Raw genomic sequence first — 22471 nt, 5'->3', positions numbered from 1 at the left:
CGATCAGCCCGCGGTCGCGCCGGCCACGCTGAGCGCCAGCTGGCGGCGGCGGTGCCGCAGGGCCTCCCACGTGAAGATCGTCAGCGCCACCCACACGAGCGCGAAGCCCACCCAGCGGCCCGCCGGCATGTCCTCGCCGAAGTAGAAGACCCCGAAGCCGAACTGCAGCACCGGCGCGAGGTACTGCAGCAGCCCGATCGTCACCATCGGGATCCGCGTGGCCGCCGCGCCGAAGCAGATGAGCGGCACCGCCGTCACGAGGCCGGTCGTGACCAGGAGGACCGCGTGCCCGGCTCCCTCCGCGCCGAAGGTGGAGGCGCCCGTGGCGACCAGCCAGCCGACGTACGCAAGAGCGAGCGGCGCGATCAGCATGGTCTCGAACGCGAGCCCCTCGACGGCTCCGACATCGGCCTTCTTCTTGGCGAGGCCGTAGGTGCCGAAGGAGAAGGCGAGTGCCAGGGCCAGCCAGGGCAGCCGGCCGTAGTCGAGGGTCAGCACCACCACGGCGAGCAGCCCGACGCCCATCGCCGCCCACTGCGCGCGGCGCAGCCGCTCGCCGAGCAGGACGACGCCCATGAGGACCGTGACCAGGGGGTTGATGAAGTAGCCCAGCGAGGTCTCGACGACCCGGCCGTTGTTGACGCCCCAGATGTAGAGCGCCCAGTTGGACGTCACCGTCACCGCCGACAGGGCCAGCAGCGCGAGCAGGCGTGGGCTGCGCAGGAAGGCCCGGAGCTGCGTCGTACGTCGCAGCAGGAGCACCAGCAGACCCATGGTGACCGACGACCAGAGGATGCGGTGGGCAAGGATCTCGAGGGCACCCGCAGGCTCCAGGAGCGGCCAGTAGAGAGGGAAGAGCCCCCACATCAGGTAGGCGGAGGCGCCGAGCAGCAATCCCTTCTGCGACTCCGGCACCCGGCGAGCATAGGCTGCGGTCCATGGCGACTCAGCAGGTGGCGACGGCGCTCGGGCTGACGGTGCTCCTCACGGTCGGCCTCGTGGGCCCCAGCGCTGCAGCGCAGCAGCAGACCTTCACCGAGCAGGCCCGGCAGGTCGACGGCAGCAACTACCTGGTCGGTCGGGTGACCCCCGATGCGTCGGAGCGCCAGGTCCGCTACCAGCGGCGTCTCTGCGCGACGTGCGCCTGGAAGCCCTACGAGGTGGTGCGCACCGACACCGAGGGACGCTTCCGCATCCGCATCGACTTCCCCGGGACACCGAAGCCCACCTGGCGCTACCGCGGCTACGTCGCTGCGACGGCGACGCACGAGAGGACCGAGGGGCGGGTGTGGCTGGCGTGTGCGCGCGAGACATGTCGTCCCTAGCGGTTTAGCGGGGTGTCGTGGGGGATAGGTAGTGGACGTCGTTCCCCATCACAAGGAGATCCCCATGCGGTCATCAGCCCGCCTCATCGCTTCGTTCCTCGCCATCTTCGCGCTCGTCGCGTTGTCGTTCGGTGGCAGCGCGTCCGCCGACGTCGAGGCCAAGCGCCAGGCCCACAAGATCATCGGCCTCAAGGCCGGCGAGTACGGCAACACCGGCAAGTTCTTCGCCAAGGGTCAGGTCACGACCTACAAGAACAAGTTCGTGAAGCTGCAGAAGAAGAAGTGCGACAAGTGCACCTACAAGCCCGTGTCGCAGAAGAAGACCACGGCCACGGGCAAGTTCCTCTTCAACTTCGACGGCCCGCGTGGCACCTGCTACCGCGTGCTGGTCCCGGGCACCTCGCAGTACAAGCCTGCCTACCGCCCCGTCGGCTGCATCATCGCTGCCTGATCGTGTCGTGGCGGTCAGCACCCGCTGCCCGTGAGCCGACCGCCTCCTGACACAGCACGAGGGCCCTGCCGTTTCCGGCAGGGCCCTCGAGTCATTTCGTCGGGGTGGTGCGTCCGGTCAGACGATGGTCCAGGTGTCGCCGCCGTTGACGAGGGCGGTGAGGCGGTCGGTGACCTCGCCGGGGGTGGCGTCCTTGGCGGAGGTGATCTGGGCGCGGGTCTGGTCGTCGTAGGTCGGGCGCTCGACCTGGCGGAAGATCCCGATGGGCGACTGGTTGAGGTAGCCGGAGTCGGTGAGGCGGCTGATCGCGAACGCCGTCGACGGGTCGGGGTTGTGGGCGTCGTGGACGAGGAGCGCGTCGGGGGAGACGTCGGCGGTCATGACGACCTTGACGCCGCCGGTCTCGCTGTCGCGGATCAGGCCCTTGGCGCCCAGACCCGCTTCGTCGCGGGTGCCGAAGGTGATCGGCACACCGTGCTCGAGGGGGATGATCGCGTCGGCCTTGGTGTCGTTGTCCTTGATCGCGTCGAACGCGCCGTCGTTGAAGATCGGGCAGTTCTGGTAGATCTCGACGAACGAGGTGCCGCGGTGGGCGGCGGCCGCGGAGAGCACGGCGGTGAGGTGCTTGCGGTCGGAGTCGATGGTGCGGGCCACGAAGGACCCTTCGGCGCCCAGCGCCAGCGAGACCGGGTTGAACGGGTGGTCGACGGAGCCCATGGGGGTCGACTTGGTGATCTTGCCGGCTTCGGAGGTGGGGGAGTACTGACCCTTGGTGAGGCCGTAGATGCGGTTGTTGAACAGCAGGATCGTCATGTTGACGTTGCGGCGCAGGGCGTGGATGAGGTGGTTGCCGCCGATGGAGAGCGCGTCGCCGTCACCGGTGACGACCCACACCGACAGGTCCTCGCGGGCGGTTGCGATGCCGGTCGCGATCGAGGGTGCACGCCCGTGGATGGAGTGCATGCCGTAGGTGTCGAGGTAGTAGGGGAAACGCGAGGAGCAGCCGATGCCGGAGACGAAGACGATGTTCTCGCGGCGCAGGCCGAGCTGGGGCAGGAAGCCCTGGACGGCCTTGAGCACGGCGTAGTCGCCGCAACCGGGGCACCAGCGGACCTCCTGGTCGGAGGTGTACTCCTTGCCGGTCTGGGGCTGGTCGTTGGTGGGGACCAGGTCGACGCCGGAGCGCAGCCCGGGGAACGGGAGCTTCTCGGTCGTGCTCACTTCGCCTCCTCGGCGATGGGGGTCAGGTCGACGGTGATGCCTTCGGCGTCGGCGACCAGGGCGCCGATGGCGTCGGCGAGGTCGGCGGCCTTGAGGGGCAGTCCTCGGACCATGTTGTAGCCGACGGCGTCGACGAGGTACTTGCCGCGCAGCAGCAGGGACAGCTGGCCGAGGTTCATCTCGGGGACGAGGACCTTGTCGTAGCGCTTGAGGATCTCGCCGAGGTCCTTCGGGAAGGGGTTGAGGTGGCGCAGGTGGACCTGGGCGACGTGGTAGCCGGCCTTGCGGACGCGGCGGCAGCCGGCGCCGATGGGGCCGTAGGTCGAGCCCCAGCCGATGACGAGGACCTTGGCCTCACCACTGGGGTCGTCGACCTCGAGCGGGGGCAGGGAGTCGGCGATGCGGTCGATCTTGGCCTGGCGGGTGCGGACCATGAGGTCGTGGTTGGCGGGGTCGTAGGAGATGTTGCCGTGACCGTCGCCCTTCTCGAGCCCGCCGATGCGGTGCTCCAAGCCGGGGGTGCCGGGGATGGCCCAGGGACGCGCGAGGGTCTCCTCGTCGCGCAGGTAGGGCCAGAACTCCTCGGTCGAGGTGTCCTCGGCGCCGTCCTTGCCCTTCTTGGTGACCGTCTTGTTGCGCGCAGTCGCGAAGGCGGGGTCGATGACGGGCAGCTCGTCGACGTCGGGGATCCGCCAGGGCTCGGAGCCGTTGGCGAGGTAGCCGTCGGAGAGCAGCATCACCGGGGTGCGGTAGGTGATGGCGATGCGGGCGGCCTCGACGGCGGCGTCGAAGCAGTCACCGGGCGACTGCGGGGCGACGATCGGGACCGGGGCCTCGCCGTTGCGGCCGTACATCGCCTGGAGGAGGTCGGACTGCTCGGTCTTGGTCGGCAAGCCTGTCGAGGGGCCACCGCGCTGGACGTTGATGACCAGCAGCGGGAGCTCGGTCATCACGGCCAGGCCGATGAACTCGCCCTTGAGCGCGATCCCGGGACCCGAGGTGGTGGTGATGCCGAGCTGGCCGGCGAAGGAGGCGCCGATCGCGGAGCCGATCCCGGAGATCTCGTCCTCGGCCTGGAAGGTCGTGACGCCGAAGGACTTGTGCTTGCTCAGCTCGTGGAGGATGTCGGAGGCCGGGGTGATCGGGTAGGACCCGAGGAACAGCGGGAGCCCGGACTGCACACCGGCGGCGACGAGACCGTAGGACAGGGCGAGGTTGCCGGTGATGTTGCGGTAGGTGCCCGGCGCCATGGGGGCGGGCTTGATCTCGTACTGGACCACGAAGGTCTCGGTGGTCTCCCCGAAGTTCCACCCGGACTTGAACGCGGTGATGTTGGCGTCGCGGATGTCGGGGACCTTGGCGAACCGCTTGGACAGGAACGCGGTGGTGGACTCGGTGGGGCGGCCGTACATCCACGACAGCAGCCCGAGGGCGAACATGTTCTTGGCCCGGGCGGCGTCCTTGCGGGACAGGCCGAACTCCTTGACGGCCTCGACCGTCATCCCGGTCAGGTCGAGGGGGAACACGGAGAACTCGCCGAGGGAGTCGTTGGCGTCACCGAGGAAGTCGAGCGGGTTGGCGTCGTAGCCGGCCTTGGTGAGGTTGCGGGCGGTGAAGTCGTGGGTGTCCACGATGATCTGCGCGCCCTTGGGCAGGTCGCCCAGGTTGGCCTTGAGTGCGGCGGGGTTCATCGCGACCAGCACGTCGGGGGCGTCGCCCGCGGTGAGGATGTCGTGGTCGGCGAAGTGCACCTGGAACGACGAGACACCCGGCAGGGTGCCCTGAGGGGCGCGGATCTCGGCGGGGAAGTTGGGCAGCGTCACCAGGTCGTTGCCGAACACCGCTGACTCCTGGGTGAACCGGTCACCCGTGAGCTGCATCCCGTCACCGGAGTCGCCCGCGAACCGGATGATCACCCGATCGAGCTGCTTGACCTGCTTGGACACCCTCGCCCGCCTTCGTCGTCACGTTCCCTTGCCCCGCGATCGTAACCGGGGGATCGCGATAACTGGAACACGTTCCAGTTATGGGCGTAGCCCCGTCGCGACCCTCCACGATAGTCCGCCCTCGCCCGGACCAAAGGCCGTCTCCCCGTCTGGACCAGTGACTCGCGACACGGCGGTTCTATTCGCCCTTACTCACTAAAGATGAGTAGTCTGCTCGACATTAGGGACAACGATGCCGGGCGACCGCGTCCGGCACCGAACGAAAGAGTGATCAGATGAAGAAGACGATCAAGGCCGCGGTGGCTGCTTCCGTCACCGGGGTGCTGGCCTTGACCGGGTGCTCTACGTCGGGTGGTAGCAGCGATTCCGGTGAGACGATCAGTGTCAATGCCTTCTCGGTCATGGAGGCGGCCAACGAGCCCGTCTTCGACGACTTCGAGGGCACCGACGACGGCGCGGACGTGACCTTCCAGACGTCCTACGGCGCCTCGGGTGACCAGAGCCGCGCGGTCGTCGCCGGGGCGGACGCCGATGTCGTCCACTACAGCCTCGAGACCGACGTGACGCGTCTCGTGGGTGAGGGCCTGGTCGCCGAGGACTGGAAGGACAACGCCACCAACGGCATCGCCACGTCCTCGGTCGTGGTGTTCGTGGTCCGCAAGGGCAACCCCGACGGCATCGAGACGTGGGACGACATCGTCGAGCCCGGCGTCGAGATCATCACGCCCAACCCCGGCTCGTCCGGCTCGGCGCGGTGGAACATCCTGGCGGCGTGGGCCCACATCACCGGCAACGGTGGCAGCGAGGAGGAGGCCCGTGCCTTCATCACCTCCCTGCTCAACAACACCATCGCGCTCCCCGGCAGTGGTCGTGAGGCGACCACCGCCTTCACCGACGGGTCCGGCGACGTCCTCCTCTCCTACGAGAACGAGGCGATCCTGGCCAAGCAGAGCGGTGCCGACATCGACTACGTCGTCCCGCCGGACACGCTCCTGATCGAGAACCCGGCCACCGTCACGGTCGACGCCGACGAGACCGCCCAGGCCTTCCTCGAGTTCATGACCTCGCCCGAGGCGCAGGCCGACTACGCCCAGTCGGGCTTCCGTCCGGTCGTCGACGGAGTCGAGATCGAGGACGTCGAGGGTGCCAACGACCCGGCCGACCCGTTCCCGACGCCGGAGACGCTCTTCACGATCGACGACACCTTCAACGGGTGGGGCGAAGCCGCAGACCTCTACTTCGGCGACGGTGAAGAGGGCAACCCGCTGGGCATCATCACCGAGCTCCAGCAGACCACCGGTCAGGTCGGCGAGGAATGACCTCCGCCCTGATCGGGGCGAGCGTTGAAGCCGGGCCGGCGTCCCTGGAGGGACGCCGGCCGCGGCGCGTTCGCCGTACGACGCCACGCAACACGCTGACCCGGGGCGCCGGCCTCGGGCTCGGCGTGGCCATGATCTGGTTCAGCCTGCTGGTCCTGATCCCGCTCACCGCCGTCATCGCCGCCGCCGGGCAGGGTGGCTGGTCGGGCTACGTCGACGTGCTGCGCAACGACCAGACATGGGCCGCGGTGACGCTGACGGTCTCCCAGGCGCTGGTCGTGACCCTGGTCAACATCGTGATCGGCTCGATCATCGCGTGGGTGCTGGTGCGCGACGACTTCTGGGGCAAGCGGCTGCTCGACGTGATCATCGACGTGCCGTTCGCCCTGCCGACCATCGTCGCCGGGCTGGTGCTGCTCTCCCTCTACGGACCCAACAGCCCGCTGGGGCTGCACTGGGCCTTCACGCCCAACGCCGTGACCCTCGCGCTGGCCTTCGTCACGCTGCCCTTCATCGTGCGCACCGTGCAGCCGGTGCTCGAGGAGCTCGAGGCCGACGTCGAGGAGGCCGCGGCCTCCCTCGGTGCCAGCCGGGCCACGATCGTGCGTCGGATCATCCTGCCCAGCCTGGCCCCGGCCATCGCGGCCGGTGCGGCGCTCTCCTTCGCGCGGGCGATCTCGGAGTACGGCTCGTTGGTGCTGCTCAGCGGCAACCGACCGTTCCAGACCGAGGTGGTCTCAGTGCGGGTGCTCACCTTCATCGAGAACGGCAACACCCAGTCGGCCGCCGCGCTGGCGTCGATCATGCTCGCGGTGGCGCTGGTCGTGATCGTCGCGCTCGACATCGTGCAGCGGAGGGTGGCCCGCCGTGGTTGACGTCTCCACCCCCACCAAGTGGCTCCTGCGGCTGGTCGCCGTCGGCTACGTGTTCTTCCTCGTCGCCTGGCCCGTGGGCCTGGTCGTGCAGCAGACCTTCAGCAACGGGATCTCCAACCTGACCGACGCGCTCAGCGACGAGCAGGTCGTCGGGGCCCTCCAGCTGACGCTCATGGTCGCCTTCTGGGCCGTGGTGATCAACCTCGTCTTCGGGGTCGGGATCTCGCTGCTGCTGGTGCGTTTCGAGTTCCCCGGCAAGCGGGTGCTGTCCGCGCTCATCGACCTGCCGCTCTCGGTGTCCCCGGTCGTGGTCGGCCTGGCACTGCTGCTCGTCTACAACGGGCGGGACGGCTGGATCGGCCCCACGGCCGAGAGCCGTGGGTTCCAGATCATCTTCGACTCTCCGGGCATGGTCATGGCGACGTGCTTCGTGGCCCTGCCCCTGATCATCCGCGAGGTCGTCCCCGTGCTCCACGAGATCGGCGACGACCAGGAGCAGGCGGCGCGCAGCCTCGGCGCCAGCACCCGCCAGACCTTCTGGCGGATCACGCTGCCCAGCATCAAGTGGGCGGTCGTCTACGGCGTCGTGCTCAGCCTGGCCCGCAGCCTCGGTGAGTTCGGCGCCGTCAAGATCGTCTCCGGCAACATCACCGGGCAGACCCAGACCGCGACGCTCGTGGTCGAGGCGAAGTACCAGAACTTCCAGCAGGAGACGGCCTACGCGACGTCGTTCCTGCTGATCGTGGTGAGCATCGCCGCGCTGGTCGTCGTCGCCTTCCTGCGCCCCAAGCGCGCTCACTGACCCCTCTCGCACTCGCACCCCGAAGGAACCCACCATGAGCATCGACGTCACGAACGTCACCAAGAAGTTCGGAGACTTCGTCGCCCTCGACGACGTCTCCGTGTCCCTGCCCACCGGCCAGCTGACGGCCCTGCTCGGCCCCTCGGGAGGTGGCAAGTCGACGCTCCTGCGGATCATCGCCGGTCTCGACACCGCCGACACCGGGACGATCAGCATCGAGGGCACCGACGCCACCCGGCTGCCCGCGCAGAAGCGCAACGTCGGCTTCGTCTTCCAGCACTACGCGGTCTTCAAGCACATGACCGTCGCCAAGAACGTCGCCTTCGGGCTCGAGATCCGCAAGCGGCCCAAGGCCGAGATCGAGCACCGGGTCGAAGAGCTGCTCAAGCTCGTGCACCTCTCGCAGTTCTCCCACCGGCTGCCCTCGCAGCTCTCGGGCGGCCAGCGCCAGCGCATGGCGCTGGCACGGGCACTCGCCGTCGAGCCGAAGGTGCTCCTGCTCGACGAGCCCTTCGGAGCCCTCGACGCCAAGGTGCGCAAGGAGCTGCGTGACTGGCTGCGCCGCCTGCACGACGAGGTGCACGTGACGACGGTCTTCGTCACCCACGACCAGGAGGAGGCCCTCGAGGTCGCCGACGAGATCGTGGTCATCAACGAGGGCCGCGTCGAGCAGATCGGCAGCCCCGACCAGCTCTACGACGAGCCGGCCAACGACTTCGTCATGGGCTTCCTGGGCGAGGTCACCCAGCTGGGCCCCGTGCGCCTGCGGCCCCACGACATCGAGGTGTCGGCCCACCCCGGCGTCGCCGGCGCGATCGCCGGTCAGGTCACCCGGGTGCTGCGGGTGGGCTTCGAGGTGCGCCTCACCGTGACCACCGGGGGCGGCGAGGTGACCGTCGTGCTCACGAGGACGCACGCGCGCCAGCTCGAGCTGGTCGAGGGCTCCCAGGTGTGGCTCGCCGCGGCCTCGGGCGCGACCACGGTGCCGGCCATGCTCGCTGTCTGACGACTGCCGGCCGTCGTGGCCGGTGAGCTGGTCTGCGCGGACCGCCCGCCGGGTGTCGGGGACGGGGCGGACGGGCCGTGCGGAGGTTGAGGTGGGACAGCTCAGCCCACCGGCTGACGCACCTCGGTGGAGTCGCTGTCGGCCGCGCTGGTGGTGTTGCCAGTGCGGTGCTCGAGGGCGGCGCCCTCGATGTCCACGTTGGGCAGGATCCGCTCGAGCCAGGCGGGCAGGTACCAGGCCTTGTCGCCGAGCAGGGCCATGGCAGCGGGGACGAGGGTCATCCGGATCACGAAGGCGTCGATGAGGACGCCGAACGCCAGCGCGAAGCCGATGGACTTGATCGTCGCGTCGTCGCCGAGGATGAATCCGGCGAACACCGAGGCCATGATCAGGGCGGCGGCGGTGACGACGCGGGCACCGTGGCGGAATCCACCGACCACCGACTCCACCGGGGTAGCGCCGTGGACGTAGTCCTCACGCATCCGGGAGACCAGGAACACCTCGTAGTCCATCGCGAGGCCGAACAGCAGACCGACCAGAAGGATGGGCAGGAAGCTGATGATCGGTCCGGTGGTCTCCAGGCCGATGAGCCCGGCGAGGTGGCCCTGCTGGAACACGAAGACCAGTGCTCCGAAGGTGGCGCCGAGGCTGAGCAGGAACCCGAGGGTGGCCTTGATGGGCACCACGATGGAGCGGAACGCGATCATCAGCAGCACCAGCGAGATCCCGATCACGATGAGCAGGAAGATCGGCAGGGCGTTGGTGAGCTTGTCGGAGATGTCGATGCCGACGGCGGTGTTGCCGGTGACCAGGACGTCCGCGCCGGTGGCCGACTCCACGTCGCCCCGGACTTCGCGGATCTCGTGGACGAGATCCTTGGTCTCGGTCGCGGCGGGGCCGGACTCGGGGATCACGCTGAGGATCGCGGTGTCGCCGCCCGGGGTGATGACCGGCGGGGTGACCGCGACGACGTTGTCGAGACCGGTGATGGCATCGACGGTGGCCTCGGCGGCCTGCTGAACACCACCGGCGCCGGTGGTGTCCTGGGCGTCGATGACCAGGGTGAGGGGGCCGTTGAACCCCTTGCCGAAGCCGTCGGCGAGCAGGTCGTAGGCCTTGCGCTGCGTGGTGGTCTCGGCGAGGTTGCCGTCGTCGGGCAGGCCGAGCTCGAGACCCAGCACCGGGACGGCCATCATGCCGGTGCCGATGATGCCGGCGAGGAGGAACGCGACCGGGCGACGGGTGACGATCCTTGCCCAGCGGGCACCGAACGGCTCCTTGCCCTCACCGGCGGCGTTCTCCTGTGCCTGGGCGGCGAGGTTCGCCTGGCGCTTCTTCAGGCCGGGGACGGGCCAGCGGGAGAACCGTTCACCGGCCAGGCCGAGGACGGCGGGGACCAGGGTGAGGGCGACCAGGACGGCCATGGCGACCATGCCGGCGGCAACGAGGCCCATGGTGGTCAGGAACGGGATCCCGACGACGGCCAGGCCGGCCAGGGCGATCATCACCGTGGCGCCGGCGAACACGACGGCGGATCCGGCGGTGCCGACGGCGGTGGCGGCGGCCTCGTGGGCGGGCATGCCCTGGGCGAGGTTCTCCTGGTGCCGGATGGCGATGAACAGGGCGTAGTCGATGCCGACGGCGAGGCCGATCATCAGGCCGAGGGTGGGGGCGGTGCTGGTGAGGTCGACGACCGAGGACAGGGCGGTGACGCCGGCCATGCCGGCTCCCACGCCGAACAGGGCGGTGATCAGCGGCAGGCCGGCGGCGAGCAGGGAGCCGAAGGTGACCACCAGCACGATCAGGGCGACCCCGACACCGATGATCTCGGTGGCGGACTGCTCGGCGGTGGCCTGGGTGGCCTCACCGCCGAGCTCGACCTGCAACCCGGCATCCTCGGCCGGCTGCTCGGCGGCCACCAGCTCGTCCTGCACCTCAGGAGTCAGGTCCTCGAAGGTGCCGCTGTAGGACACCGTCGCGTATGCGATCTGTCCATCCTGGGAGACGGTCTGGGTCTCGAACGGATCGCTCACCGAGGCGACCAGCTCGGCCGAGCCCGCCGCGGCGAGGCTCTCCATGATGGCGGCCTGGTAGGCCGGGTCGGTGACCTTCGCGCCGTCAGGGGCAGCGAACACCATCCTCGCGGTGGGGCCACCGGCCCCACTGTCGGGAAGGCGGTCCTGGAGGAGCTCGGTCGCCTCGACCGACTCCACCCCGGGGATGGACAGCTGCGCGTCGGCGCTCTTGCCGAACGCCCCGGCGAGCCCGCCGAGGGCAAGCAGGATGAGGAACCAGGAGCCGATGAAGGTCCAACGGCGCCGGAACGCCGTGCGCCCCACTCGGTAGAGGAAGGTGGCCATGAGGAGTTCTCCGTAGGTGAGGGGAGGCGTTCGCGGCCAGGCGGCATGAGCGGCCGGCGCACGAGACGCCGTTCGAGGCGATCCGGGCAACGCTGATCGAAATGCCGTCGGCCGACCGTGAGCTCACCCGGGCGCTCACGGCTGGTCGCGGGCGGTCACGGCTGGTCGGTGAGCTCCACGACGGTGTTGGTGGTGATCTCGCCACCGGCGTCGGCAGATGCGTCCATGAAGCAGGTGATCAAGGAGAAGTGGCCCTTCGCCCAGAGGCGCTGCGGCAGGCCGTCGGCTCGGAACTTGTTGACCGACACCACGGTGTACTCGAAGTCGTCCACCATGACCTCCTGCCCCGGCCGGAGCTCGTGGATGTACTCGAAGGCACCGGCCCGAGGCCCGCGCACCGAGTGTCCCAGGTAGGCCAGGCCGCCCTTGTCGTGCTGGTAGGAGCACCCGTGGGTCCAGTCGGAGGGAGCGCCGATCACACCGTTGTTGGGGTCGACCGGGCAGGGGCCGTCGATGGGGATGGCGAGGACCGGCACCGGTTCGCAGGCCGTGGGCCTGTACTTCTTGTCGGCACGGCCGTCGACCACGGTGCTGCCGTCGTAGGCGGGGGCGCAGCGTTCGTTGTCCTGTTCGTTCACGTTCGGGATCCAGAGGACGGTGCCGGTCGGAGGGGGTGCCTGGGCGACGGTGGCACCGTTGCCCGGGGCCACCGGCTCGTCCTCCCAGAACAGCAGGTAGGCGCTGCCGCCGACGAGCACGAGGACGAGGACGGCGAGAGCGAGGACGGTCTTCTGGTGCCGCATGGGTGCTCCTTCGGGACGGGCTCAGTGACCTCGGCCGTGGCAGAGGACTGGATGCGAGTGGTGGGGGCTCGGGCGGGGCGGGGGCGGGGCGGGGAACGCGAGCGCGCGTCCTGTCACGGCTCCGAGCGCCGAGCGGGGTCCCCGTGGGGCCCCGCCCGGCGCGTCCGGGGAGGAGCTCAGAGACCCGTGGAGGTGATGACGGGAACCACGGGGTCGACCACGCTCTCCGGCGTGAACGTGAACGTGATCGAGCCGATGCCGGTGCCGTCGGAAGCCACGGTGGTGAAGGTGTTGCTGACGCCGTCGAGCACGTAGCCGACAGGGGCGACGATCGCACTGACGAGTGCCACCTGCTGGGAGCACGTGGTGTCACCGTGCGTGTTGCGGTCGGCGTAGGCCTGGGCGACGCCGAAGGTGGTGAACACGGTCTCGCCGCCTGCGTCCGTCGTCAGACCGCTCACGAGCGGCAAGGCCTGCACGGCCGCGGCGGCGGCGCTGCTGGAGTCCGGCCAGCTGCGCGCCACGACGTCGTCCTTCAGGGCCACCGACGGGTTCTCAGAGAGGCCGTAGGTCCAGTTGGCGGGGTTGGTGAACTGGTCGTAGGCGGTCTCGAACGCGAGCAGGTTCCCCGCGGAGTTCAAGGAGACGTCGATGTTGACCAGGAGCGCCACGAGCTTGGCGATCTCCGCTGCGATGTGGGCGTCCAGGAGCGGGTCCTGGGTGGCCAGGTCGGGGAACGCTGCGTCTGCGGCCTGGAGGGCGGCAAGCCGCCGCTCGACGTCAGCCTTGAATGCCGCGATGCGGCCGTCCGCGTCCAGGACCCACTCCAGGTAGGCGGCGAGGCCGTTGATGCTGAGCGTGCCGGTGATGTCGGGCGGGTTGAGTGGCTTGTTGTTGGTGCCCAGTGTCTCCTGGGAGGCGCCTTGCAGTGCCTGCCCCTGGGGAGTGGTGTAGAAGCCGTCGTCCTGCGCCACGAAGGCGTCCTTGAAGGCCCCGCCGGACGCGACGTGGTTGCCGGCGCGCACGAACGTGGTGGCGGCCAGGGCGAGGTCGCTCTTGACCTGGAACCTCGCACCGGCGAGGACGGCGCCGGTCACCGAGTCCTCCGCCCTGATGGTGAACAGAGCGGCGTCGCAGGTGGCGCTGGCCGCCGCGAAGGCTGAGTTGGTGGGGCCCGCGGCGGTCAACGACCCCAGGATGGCGAGCGAGGCGAGGCCGAGGAATCCGACCTTCTGGCGTGAGGTGACGTGGGTCTTGGGCGTCATGGGGTGTCCCTGCTTCCGCGAGTCTTCAAGAGCGATGGCCGCCCCGGCGGGGTGGCTGTGCCAACGCTAGATTTCGAAGGTCCAGCGGAGGTCTGCGCTCCGTCAGGTTCGGCTCAAGGGCCCTGCGCGGTTGCCGAGCGTGGTCAGCGGTAGTTGGTGAACTGCACCGCGAAGTCCCAGTCCTCGCCACGCACCAGGGCCTGGACGGCCTGGAGGTCGTCGCGCTTCTTGGAGGAGACCCGCAGCTCGTCACCCTGGATCTGCGCCTTCACGCCCTTGGGGCCCTCGTCGCGGATCAGCTTGGAGATCTTCTTGGCGTCCTCGGAGCTGATGCCCTCCTTGAGGGCGATGCCGATCTTGGAGACCGTGCCGGACTGGCGGGGCTCGGAGGCGTCGATCACCTTCAGGCTGACGTCACGCTTGATGAGCTTGCCCTGGAAGACGTCGAGGACGGCCGTAGCACGGTCGTCGGCCGAGGCGGTGATCTCGATGGCCTCGTCGCCCTGCCACTCGATCGTCGCGCCGGTGCCCTTGAAGTCGAACCGGGTCGCGATCTCCCGCGCGGTCTGGCCGAGCGCGTTGTCGACCTCCTGGCGGTCGTACTTGCTCACGATGTCGAAGGACGAGTCGCCCATCTGAGATCACCTGCTCCTGGTCTGTGCGTTTTTCGCTCGCGGGTTTCGCTGCGCTATTGTTTCGCCTCGTTGCCGCTCGACCAAACACCGGGCGCGCGACGACCCCGGCAGGTTGCCCGAGCGGCCAATGGGAACGGACTGTAAATCCGTCGGCTTATGCCTACGCAGGTTCGAATCCTGCACCTGCCACCGACGCCCCAGCATCGCGATCCGATGCCGGGGCGTCCGTCATTTCAGGGCCAGAAGAATTTCGATCTGGTGTGATCTGCGTCAAATCCGCTCCAGGGGCGGCTCCGAAGGACGAGTAGCGACCACAGGCGGTCGCGTGCTCCCGACCGGAAGGCTCCTCCCATGCGACTCCCCTCTCCCTCGATGTTCGTGTCGATCGCAGCGCTCGTCGTCGCCGCCAGCGGCACGTCCTACGCCGTGGCGACCATCGGCTCCGAAGACATCCGCAACGGCTCGATCCTGCCGGCGGACGTCAAGGACAACCAGCTCAAGTCCAACGACATCGCCGACGGGGGTCTCCTGGCCCGCGACTTCCGCGAGGGCCAGCTGCCCCAGGGTGCCCAGGGCGCCCAGGGTCCTGCCGGCCCCGCGGGTGCCGACGGCACCGGCCGCTGGGTGCTGATCAACGCCGCCGGCCAGATCGAGGCGCAGTCGGGCGGCTTCACGCTCGTCGCGGGCTACCCGACGCTGCCCAACACGGCGGTCGCCCCGGCCCCCGACAACAGCCTGCGTGCCAACGGCAACGTCTACATCAACGCGGGCGAGGACCTCGCTGACAACGCCATCGTGGCGTCGATCATCCTGCAGAACACGATCGACCAGGACGGCGGCGGCATGGCCGGCCGCACCGCCGGCGCCGACGCCAACGCCGAGTTCTCCGGTGAGATCGCCGTGAGCCGCTGCAACACCGGCGCGCCCACGACCCCGCCGGCGGGTCGCACCAACTGCGCCCCGTCCGGTGCGCAGAACGCCCAGTCGTTCGTCGTCTCCCCGCGCCTGAGCGACGGCTCGGTGACCACCGACGCCAACCGCAAGGCGTTCTACGTCATCATCGCCTGACCCAGAGCGCAGCGTTGCCCCCGGACCGCGACGGTCCGGGGGCATCGTGCTGTCCGGGGCTCACGCGCGCGGGGCGTGGCTCTCGCCGTCGATGTTGAACGGCGAGTCCTTGCGCGACAGGATCTCGCGGCGCTCCTCGGGGCTCAGCGCCTCGACCTGGGCGACCACGTCCGAGGGGTAGCCCTGGATCTCGGGCGCCTGCGCGAGCGGCACGATCGTGTGCACGATCCGGTCGGCGTAGACGTGCATCATCGTGAAGGCCTGGTGGCCGTCGACGCCCGAGACGAAGCGCTCCACGGGTGCCGGGTCGGAGGTGTAGCAGGAGGCCGAGGCCACGCTGACCGGGACGCCGGCGAACTGCGAGTAGGTCGAGAAGTGGAAGTGGCCGCCGACGATCGAGCGCACGTCGGTGTCGCGGACGACCTCGGCGAGCCGGTCCTGCTCCATCAGCTCGATGATCTCGGCGGCGCGCAGCATCGGCAGCGGGATCGGGGGGTGGTGCATCGCGATCACGGTGCCGTGCTCTGCGGGCGTGGCCAGGACATCGCGCAGCCAGGTGAGCTGGCTGTCCTCGAGCTCCCCGTGGTGGTAGCCCGGCACGCTGGTGTCCAGGGCGATGACGCGGAGCCCGTCGACGTCGTAGACCCGGTCCTGGGGCGCGTCGGAGGCCTCGCCGAACAGCCCCTCGGCGTACTCCGCGCGCTCGTCGTGGTTGCCCATCACCCAGACCACCTGCGCGCCCATGGCCTCCGCGGCCGGCTCCACCAGCTCGCGCAGCCGTGCGTACGCCGCCGGCTCGGCCTTGTCGGCCAGGTCGCCGGTGAAGACCAGCACCTGCGGGGGCGGGTCGACGTGGGTCAGTCGCTCGAGGGCCAGCACGAGCCCGGCCTCGGGGTCCACGACGCCGTACTGGAGCACGCCGCCGGCGAGGAGGTGGGGATCGCTGAGGTGGGCGATGACGTGGGTCGGCGGCGCGTGCTGGCCGAGCTGGAGGTGCATCCGGTCAGGGTAGGGCCGGGGCGAGGTGCGTCAGGTGCGTTCGAGGTAGAACACCGGGATCAGCCGGGTGGTGCGCTCCTCGTACTTGGCGAAGTTGGGCCACGTCGCGAGCATGACCTGCCACATCCGCGCCCGCTCCTCGCCCTCCACCTCGCGTGCGGTGACCTCGTGCTCACGGGCGGAGTAGCGGATGGTCGCGGTCGTGGCGGCTCGCAGGTTGTTGACCCACAGCGGCATGTCCGGCCCGCCGAAGTAGGAGCCGGCGACCAGCCACCCGCCGGCGTGGGGGACGCACAGCAGGGGAGTGGTGCGGGGGATCCCGCTCTTGCGGCCCGCGACGGTGAGCATCAGGTTGGGCAGGCCGGCGATGTCGAGGATCGTCACCCGGCCCTTGGTCGCGCGCTGGAGCGTCTTGTCGGTCCAGACGACCTGGGGCAGCAGCTTCGGCATCCAGGAGAGCGCGCCGATGCGCACGGCGAGCGGAGTGAGGAGACCCATGGGGGAAATGTAGGGCAGTCGTCGCGTCGCCGATGGTTCGTCTGCGGTTCAGGAACGCGCCGCCGGCTCCTCGCCGACGCTCCCTACCGTGCATCCGTGCTGACTCGTGGATTCGTCGGTTCCGTCCTGGTGCTCCTGGGCGGTCTGGTGGTGTCCACCCTGCCCCGCTCGTCGCCGGTGATGGACTGGGACCTCCTCGGCGCCCTGCGCGGGGAGGAGGCCGGTCGGATGGCCGGACTGACCCTCGTGCTCCTCGGTCTCGGACTCCTCGCGGGCCAGTGGCTCACGCTGTGCCGCCACGTCGCCCTCGCTCGTGGGCACGACCGCGAGGACGCGCTGTCGCTGGTGCGTCACGCCACCGTGGTCTGGGCCGCGCCGCTGGTGCTCGCGCCACCGCTGTTCTCGCGGGACGGCTGGTCCTACGCCGCCCAGGGCATGCTCGCCCATGTCGGCCTCTCGCCCTACGAGCACGGACCGTCGGTGCTGCGCGGCCCCGTCGTCGAGGCGGTCGACCCCCGTTGGCTCGACACGATCGCCCCCTACGGTCCGGTGCCGCTCGCGCTGGGCGGCCTCGCGGCCGGCGAGACCGGCAATCCCTGGGTGCTCGTCGTCGGCCACCGCGTCGTCGCCCTGCTCGGTCTCGCCCTCCTCGCCTGGGCGATCCCGAGGCTGGCGCAGTGGCGCGGGGTCGACCCGGCGCTCGCGTCGGCCGTGGTCCTCGCCTCGCCGCTGATGCTCGCCCACGGCGTGGGCGGGCTGCACAACGACCTGCTGATGGTGGGGCTGATGGCCGCCGCGCTCGTCCTCGCCGTCGAGCACACCTGGTGGCTCGGCGTCGTGGTCGGGGGCCTGGCGGCCGCGGTCAAGGTGCCGGGGGGGTTGGTCTGCGTCGCGATCGTCCTGGTGTCGCTCCCGGTGGGCGCCCCCCTCGCCGCCCGCGTACGACGGCTGGCCGGCGCCGCGGCCCTCGCGCTCGGCACCGTGGCCGGTCTCGGCGTGGTGACCGGGCTGGGCGTCGGCTGGGTCCACGGCCTCGCCGTCCCCGGCACGGTCAACACCCCGCTCTCGGTGACGACGCTGCTCGGTGGGGCGCTCGACTGGACCGCCTCGGTGGTCGGTCTCGACCTGGGGCCCGCGACGTTCCTCGGCCTGGTGCGCGGACTGGGGTCGCTGGTCACCGTCGGGGTGATCCTCCACGTCGCGCTGCGTGGTCGCACGGGCTCGCGCCCCGAGGCGTTGCACGGGCTGGCCCTGATGGTCGGTGCGACGGTGCTCCTGGGGCCGGTCGTCCACCTCTGGTACCTGCTGTGGGTCGTGCCGTTCCTCGCGGTGCTGCGCCTCTCGCGACTGGGCACCGTCGGGCTCCTCGCCACCGCGACGGTCGCGGGCCTGGTGGCGCCGCTGGACTCGTCGCTGCACGGTGCCTACCTCGCCATCGTGCTCGGCAGCATGCTCGTGGCCCTCCTGCTGCCCGTGCTGCTGCTCACCTCACGGGCTCGGGACCGCCTCGAGCGGATCGTGGGCGCCGTCTGGCCACCCGCTGCGCCGGCCCCGGCGGTGGTGCCGGCCCGGGTGCGCGCCTCAGGCAGGAAGCCGCAGCGCCCGGTCGGTGAGCTCGGCGTGCACGTCGAGCATCCGCTCCACCGAGCGTGACCACGGGAACAGCTCGGCCCGCTGGCGAGCCGCCGCGCGTCGTGGACGCTCCGGGCGGGCCGCGACGCGCAGCACGGCGTCGGCCAGGGCGCTCGGGTCGGGCGTGCCCCAGGCCCCGGAGTGCCGGTCCACGAGCTCCCGGGCCCCGCCCCGGTCGGCGGTGACGACGGGGGTCCCGCTGGCCAGGGCCTCCAGCACCGCGAGGCCGAAGGTCTCGCCGGGACACACCGAGAGGGCGACGTCGGCCGAGGAGATCGCCCGGCTCAGCTCGGCCCGGCTCTCGACGAAGCCGCGGAAGTGGACCGGAGCGTCACCGGCGAGCACCCGCAGCTCGTCGAGGTGAGGTCCGTCGCCGTAGACGTCGAGCCGCACCGGCACCCCCCGCCGGTGCAGCTCCACGGCGGTGGCCACCGCCAGGTGCGGTGACTTCTCCCGGGAGAGGCGGCCGACGTGGGCCAGCCGCAGCACGTCCCCGCGCGTGGGGCCCTCGTGGGGGCGGAAGGTCGCCAGGTCGACGCCGAGAGGCACCCGTCGCACGGGGCAACCGGCGGCGTCCGCGACGGAGCGGAACTCGCCCTCGGCATAGCGCGACGTCACGACGACCGCGTCGAAGGAGCGGACCAGGATCCGGTTGAGGAGCTTGATCGAGGCCTTGGCGCTCACGTCCAGGCCGGTGCGCATCGCGAGCATGTCGTCGAGGCGCTCGTGCGAGATCAGGACGCTGGCCACCTCCCGACGACGGGCCCAGCGGGCCACCGGGAGGAGGGTCAGCTTGTCGCTGAGCTCGACCGAGGTCGGCCGCCACTGCTCCAGCACGTCGATCACCCGCCACGGCTCGACGATCAGGCGGTAGCCGCTGCCCACGCGCGGCGCCCGCACCTGGACCACGTCGCCGTGGTCGGTGCTGGTGACGTCGTCGACGGGGCCCGGGATGATCAGCAGCCGCTCGGCCCCCGCAGCCACGTAGCCGCGGCCGAGGGCGTCGACGGCGTGCTTCATGCCGCCGGAGGCAGGACCGATGAAGTTGGCGAGCTGGGCGATGCGCACTTCCCGACCCTGCCGCGTGCCGGTGAACGCGCCGTGAGCCTGACGCGACCTCCGGCGGAACGGGTGCCGATCAGGTCAGCGGGCCGGCTCGACCCGACCGACGACCTCGCCCAGGGTGATCCGGCCGCCGGAGGTGCCGGGGGCGGAGTAGCGCAGGACCACCTCGTCACCGTCCTCGAGGAACGTGCGCCCCCCGGCGAAAGGCTGCGTGCCACCCCAGGAGAGCTCCAGCAGCGAGCCGCGTTGTCCCGGCTCGGGCCCGCTGATGGTGCCCGACGCGAACAGGTCGCCGGTGCGCAGGGATGCGCCGTTGGAGGTCAGGTGCGCCAGCATCTGCGCCGGCGACCAGTACTGCGAGGAGTAGGGCGGGCGGCTGACGACCTCGCCGTCCAGCACCACCTCCACGTCGATGTCGAGGCCGCGGGCCCGGTCGGGCGCGAGGTGGTCGAGCGGCCGCGGCTCCTGGCCCGGCAGGTCGGTCCACGCCGCCTCGAGCGCCGCCAGCGGCGTCACCCACGGCGAGATCGAGGTGGCGAACGACTTGCCGAGGAAGGGCCCGAGCGGGACGTACTCGAAGGCCTGCAGGTCGCGCGCCGACCAGTCGTTGAGCCCCACCACGCCGAAGACGTGCCGCGCGAAGTCGTCGTGCGACGCCGGGATCCCGGGCTCGGAGCCGACCCCGACCACGAAGCCCAGCTCGGCCTCCAGGTCGAGGCGACGGCTCGGCCCGAACAGCCCGGCGCCGAGCTGGCCGCTGGGTCGCACCACCGGCGTGCCGCTGACGACGACCGTGCCGGCGCGCCCGTGGTAACCGATCGGCAGGTGTCGCCAGGCGGTCGGCAAGGAGTCGTCGTCGGGCCGGAAGATCCGGCCGACGTTGGTGGCGTGGTGCAGCGAGCTGTAGAAGTCGACGTAGTCCGCGACCTCGATCGGGAGGTGCAGGCGCACCGCGCCGACGTCGTACGACGGCGGGTCGGCGCTCTGCGCCAGCGCGGTGACCTCGGCGCGGGTCGTGGCCCACGCGTCCGGACCCAGCGACATGAAGGCGTTGAGTGACGGCTCGGCGAAGCACGCGCGCCCGGTCGCGGCGTGCAGGTCGAGCACGCGGTCGCCGGAGCGGACGCCCACCCGCGGGCCGTCGTCGTCGACGGAGAAGATCCCGTAGGGCAGGTGGTCCGGTCCCCAGCCGGCGGACCCGCTCACGCGACCAGCCCCCGCGACCGGAGGTCGGCGAGCGCCGCGGTGACGTCGGGGGTCCCCACCGCCGTCACCCACCGTCGTACGCCGGTCAGGTCGGTGGCTGCCAGGGCGGCGGCGTCGCACGACTCGAGCGCGGCGACGACCTCGTCACGGCCGGCCCCGTCGAAGGCGAGCCGGGTGGCCGCCAGCAGGGGGAGCGGGCCGGGCCCGTCGCCGCCGGTGCGGAACGGGGTCTCCCGGTCGAGGGCGGCGTCGATCCACGTGGCCAGGACCACGGGGGAGACACCCGCGGGGACCAGCGTCAGACGCAGCTCGGCCGCAGCGACCTCGTCGGCCGCGGCCAGCCAGCCGTGGGTCGGCTCGCCCGCGGGCAGGCCGACGTGGACCGGCAGCTCCTCGTCGAGCACGCCCTCCGCGCGGGCCACGTCCACGGCGGTCACGACGCGGCGGGCGTTGCCGGCGAGGTCGTCGTGGTCGCGCAGCGCGACCTCGAGCCCGACCAGCGTGAGCCCCAGGCGGGAGGCCAGTCCGGCCGGGCCGGCGAGCTGACCGGCTCCGCCGGACACGACGACGTGCAGGGCGCGCGTCGACCCCCGCAGCAGGGGGAGGTCGGTGTCGCGCACGACGAGGGCGCGCACGGCGGGGTGCTCGCCACCACCTGCCGGCGGCGGCTGCGCGGCCTCCTCGTCGAGGAGGGCGGACCAGACGGGTTCCAGGAGTGCGGTCACGGGGCTACCCTAACGAGGTGCCAGATAGCGGACACACGCGTCCGCTCATAGGACGTTACGAGCAGGAGGAGGAGCGATGGCCTACTACCGCCAGGTCGGCGAGGTGCCGCAGAAGCGGCACACCCAGTTCCGCGACCCCGACGGCCACCTCTACTACGAGGAGCTGATGGGGGAGGAGGGGTTCTCCTCGGACTCCTCGCTGCTCTACCACCGCGGCGTCCCCTCGGCGATCGTCGCCAGCGAGGTCTGGGAGCTGCCCGACCAGTCCCGCACTCCCAACCACCCCCTCAAGCCGCGCCACCTCCGGCTCCACGACCTCGAGACCGGCACGGACCCGGTGACCGACCGGCGGCTGGTCCTCGGCAACAACGACGTCCGCATCGGCTACGTCGTCACCGGCGCCGAGCCCTCGCCGCTCTACCGCAACGCCATCGGCGACGAGTGCGTCTACGTCGAGTCCGGCACCGGCACGGTCGAGACCGTCTTCGGTGTGCTGGCCTACCGCGCCGGCGACTACGTCGTCGTGCCGCGGGCCACCACGCACCGCTGGGTGCCGGCGGAGCCGAGCCGGCTCTACGCGATCGAGGCCAACAGCCACGTCGCCCCGCCCAAGCGCTACCTCTCCAAGCACGGCCAGCTGCTCGAGCACGCGCCCTACTGCGAGCGCGACCTGCACGGACCCACGCAGGTCCACCTGGCCGACGGCCCCGACGTCACCGACGTGGAGGTGCTGGTGAAGCACCGCACGAGTGCGGGGATCGTGGGGACGCGCATGACCTACGCGACGCACCCCTTCGACGTGGTCGGGTGGGACGGCTGCCTCTACCCCTACACGTTCAACATCGACGACTACATGCCGATCACCGGCAAGATCCACCAGCCGCCGCCGGTGCACCAGGTCTTCGAGGGGTGGAACTTCGTGATCTGCAACTTCCTGCCCCGCAAGGTCGACTACCACCCGCTGGCGGTGCCGGTGCCCTACTACCACTCCAACGTCGACAGCGACGAGGTCATGTTCTACGTCGGCGGTGACTACGAGGCGCGCAAGGGGTCGGGCATCGGGATCGGCTCGATCTCGCTCCACCCGGGCGGTCACGCCCACGGTCCGCAGCCCTCGGCCATCGAGGCGTCGCTCGGCGCGGAGGCCTTCGAGGAGTCGGCCGTCATGGTCGACACCTTCGCGCCCCTCGACCTCGGTGAGGCCGGAATCGCAGCGGAGGACCCGGCGTACGCCTGGAGCTGGGCGGGCCGGGTCCTCCCCTGAGGTCGT

At 70.6% G+C, this 22471-nt stretch carries 22 protein-coding genes and 1 tRNA gene; 10 read left to right on the top strand and 13 right to left on the bottom strand.

Annotated elements, in window-relative coordinates; genetic code table 11:
- Window positions 1-3 precede the first annotated feature (3 nt).
- Window positions 4-915, bottom strand: coding sequence for an EamA family transporter RarD (gene rarD, locus AAG827_RS01560; RefSeq protein ID WP_341924012.1), 912 nt, complete (start codon window positions 913-915; stop codon window positions 4-6).
- Between the two features lie 23 nt (window positions 916-938).
- On the opposite strand from rarD, the gene AAG827_RS01555 reads away from it, so the two are divergent.
- Complete coding sequence (locus tag AAG827_RS01555) at window positions 939-1325, top strand: hypothetical protein (RefSeq protein WP_341924011.1); 387 nt, start codon at window positions 939-941, stop codon at window positions 1323-1325.
- A 64-nt stretch (window positions 1326-1389) separates the two neighbouring features.
- Complete coding sequence (locus tag AAG827_RS01550; protein ID WP_341924010.1) at window positions 1390-1776, top strand: hypothetical protein; 387 nt, start codon at window positions 1390-1392, stop codon at window positions 1774-1776.
- Between the two features lie 117 nt (window positions 1777-1893).
- On the opposite strand, the gene AAG827_RS01545 is transcribed toward AAG827_RS01550, so the two are convergent.
- From AAG827_RS01545 to AAG827_RS01535, 3 genes are all read right to left on the bottom strand, one after another.
- Complete coding sequence (locus AAG827_RS01545; protein WP_309650172.1) at window positions 1894-2964, bottom strand: 2-oxoacid:ferredoxin oxidoreductase subunit beta; 1071 nt, start codon at window positions 2962-2964, stop codon at window positions 1894-1896.
- A 29-nt stretch (window positions 2965-2993) separates the two neighbouring features.
- Window positions 2994-4943: a 2-oxoacid:acceptor oxidoreductase subunit alpha gene (locus AAG827_RS01540; protein ID WP_341924007.1), complete on the bottom strand. Its 1950-nt coding sequence runs from the start codon at window positions 4941-4943 to the stop codon at window positions 2994-2996.
- A 271-nt stretch (window positions 4944-5214) separates the two neighbouring features.
- Window positions 5215-5346: a hypothetical protein gene (locus AAG827_RS01535; RefSeq protein WP_341924006.1), complete on the bottom strand. Its 132-nt coding sequence runs from the start codon at window positions 5344-5346 to the stop codon at window positions 5215-5217.
- Between AAG827_RS01535 and AAG827_RS01530 the strand changes: the two genes are divergently transcribed.
- From AAG827_RS01530 to AAG827_RS01515, 4 genes are read left to right on the top strand one after another with little or no spacing between them, the layout of a single operon-like run.
- Window positions 5345-6262: a sulfate ABC transporter substrate-binding protein gene (locus tag AAG827_RS01530; RefSeq protein WP_341924005.1), complete on the top strand. Its 918-nt coding sequence runs from the start codon at window positions 5345-5347 to the stop codon at window positions 6260-6262. The two genes, AAG827_RS01535 and AAG827_RS01530, sit on opposite strands and share 2 nt — an antisense overlap.
- Complete coding sequence (cysT, locus tag AAG827_RS01525; RefSeq protein ID WP_341924004.1) at window positions 6259-7137, top strand: sulfate ABC transporter permease subunit CysT; 879 nt, start codon at window positions 6259-6261, stop codon at window positions 7135-7137. The genes AAG827_RS01530 and cysT overlap by 4 nt, the downstream gene beginning before the upstream one ends.
- Window positions 7130-7939, top strand: coding sequence for a sulfate ABC transporter permease subunit (locus AAG827_RS01520; protein WP_341924003.1), 810 nt, complete (start codon window positions 7130-7132; stop codon window positions 7937-7939). Before cysT ends, AAG827_RS01520 begins: the two co-directional genes overlap by 8 nt.
- Window positions 7940-7973: 34 nt before the next feature.
- Entirely contained in the window at window positions 7974-8945 is a 972-nt protein-coding gene (locus AAG827_RS01515; RefSeq protein WP_341924002.1) for a sulfate ABC transporter ATP-binding protein, read from the top strand.
- Window positions 8946-9046: 101 nt separating this feature from the next.
- Here AAG827_RS01515 and AAG827_RS01510 read toward each other — a convergent pair whose 3' ends face one another.
- From AAG827_RS01510 to AAG827_RS01495, 4 genes are all read right to left on the bottom strand, one after another.
- On the bottom strand, window positions 9047-11305 hold the full coding sequence (locus AAG827_RS01510; RefSeq protein WP_341924001.1) for an MMPL family transporter: 2259 nt from the start codon (window positions 11303-11305) through the stop codon (window positions 9047-9049).
- A gap of 155 nt (window positions 11306-11460) precedes the next feature.
- Window positions 11461-12108 (bottom strand): hypothetical protein, encoded by a 648-nt coding sequence (locus AAG827_RS01505; protein ID WP_341924000.1) that lies wholly within the window; start codon window positions 12106-12108, stop codon window positions 11461-11463.
- 176 nt (window positions 12109-12284) lie between these two features.
- Complete coding sequence (locus tag AAG827_RS01500; RefSeq protein WP_341923999.1) at window positions 12285-13373, bottom strand: hypothetical protein; 1089 nt, start codon at window positions 13371-13373, stop codon at window positions 12285-12287.
- A gap of 143 nt (window positions 13374-13516) precedes the next feature.
- Window positions 13517-14008: a YajQ family cyclic di-GMP-binding protein gene (locus AAG827_RS01495; RefSeq protein ID WP_309648345.1), complete on the bottom strand. Its 492-nt coding sequence runs from the start codon at window positions 14006-14008 to the stop codon at window positions 13517-13519.
- A gap of 106 nt (window positions 14009-14114) precedes the next feature.
- On the opposite strand from AAG827_RS01495, the gene AAG827_RS01490 reads away from it, so the two are divergent.
- Window positions 14115-14197, top strand: a tRNA-Tyr gene (locus AAG827_RS01490).
- 162 nt (window positions 14198-14359) lie between these two features.
- On the top strand, window positions 14360-15076 hold the full coding sequence (locus tag AAG827_RS01485) for a hypothetical protein (RefSeq protein ID WP_341923998.1): 717 nt from the start codon (window positions 14360-14362) through the stop codon (window positions 15074-15076).
- A gap of 60 nt (window positions 15077-15136) precedes the next feature.
- Here the strand turns inward: AAG827_RS01485 and AAG827_RS01480 are convergent, their stop codons facing one another.
- On the bottom strand, window positions 15137-16075 hold the full coding sequence (locus AAG827_RS01480) for a metallophosphoesterase (RefSeq protein WP_341923997.1): 939 nt from the start codon (window positions 16073-16075) through the stop codon (window positions 15137-15139).
- 30 nt (window positions 16076-16105) lie between these two features.
- On the bottom strand, window positions 16106-16573 hold the full coding sequence (locus AAG827_RS01475; protein WP_341923995.1) for a nitroreductase family deazaflavin-dependent oxidoreductase: 468 nt from the start codon (window positions 16571-16573) through the stop codon (window positions 16106-16108).
- Window positions 16574-16669: 96 nt separating this feature from the next.
- Between AAG827_RS01475 and mptB the strand changes: the two genes are divergently transcribed.
- Entirely contained in the window at window positions 16670-18226 is a 1557-nt protein-coding gene (gene mptB / locus AAG827_RS01470) for a polyprenol phosphomannose-dependent alpha 1,6 mannosyltransferase MptB (RefSeq protein WP_341923994.1), read from the top strand.
- On the opposite strand, the gene AAG827_RS01465 is transcribed toward mptB, so the two are convergent.
- From AAG827_RS01465 to AAG827_RS01455, 3 genes are all read right to left on the bottom strand, one after another.
- On the bottom strand, window positions 18155-19225 hold the full coding sequence (locus AAG827_RS01465; protein ID WP_341924040.1) for a glycosyltransferase: 1071 nt from the start codon (window positions 19223-19225) through the stop codon (window positions 18155-18157). The two genes, mptB and AAG827_RS01465, sit on opposite strands and share 72 nt — an antisense overlap.
- Before the next feature lie 123 nt (window positions 19226-19348).
- Window positions 19349-20476 (bottom strand): fumarylacetoacetate hydrolase family protein, encoded by a 1128-nt coding sequence (locus AAG827_RS01460; protein WP_341923993.1) that lies wholly within the window; start codon window positions 20474-20476, stop codon window positions 19349-19351.
- Window positions 20473-21201 (bottom strand): hypothetical protein, encoded by a 729-nt coding sequence (locus AAG827_RS01455; RefSeq protein ID WP_341923992.1) that lies wholly within the window; start codon window positions 21199-21201, stop codon window positions 20473-20475. Before AAG827_RS01455 ends, AAG827_RS01460 begins: the two co-directional genes overlap by 4 nt.
- A gap of 76 nt (window positions 21202-21277) precedes the next feature.
- Here AAG827_RS01455 and AAG827_RS01450 point away from each other — a divergent pair, with 76 nt between their 5' ends.
- The gene (locus AAG827_RS01450; protein ID WP_341923991.1) at window positions 21278-22465 is read left to right on the top strand and encodes a homogentisate 1,2-dioxygenase domain-containing protein; all 1188 of its coding nucleotides are present in this window, start codon (window positions 21278-21280) and stop codon (window positions 22463-22465) included.
- The last annotated feature ends 6 nt before the right edge of the window (window positions 22466-22471 follow it).

This window comes from Nocardioides psychrotolerans (assembly GCF_943371775.1).
In the GTDB taxonomy this organism is placed as follows: domain Bacteria; phylum Actinomycetota; class Actinomycetes; order Propionibacteriales; family Nocardioidaceae; genus Nocardioides; species Nocardioides psychrotolerans_A.
The sequence above is the reverse complement of the archived record's forward strand: the minus strand, read 5'-3'. Positions and strand labels throughout refer to the sequence as shown.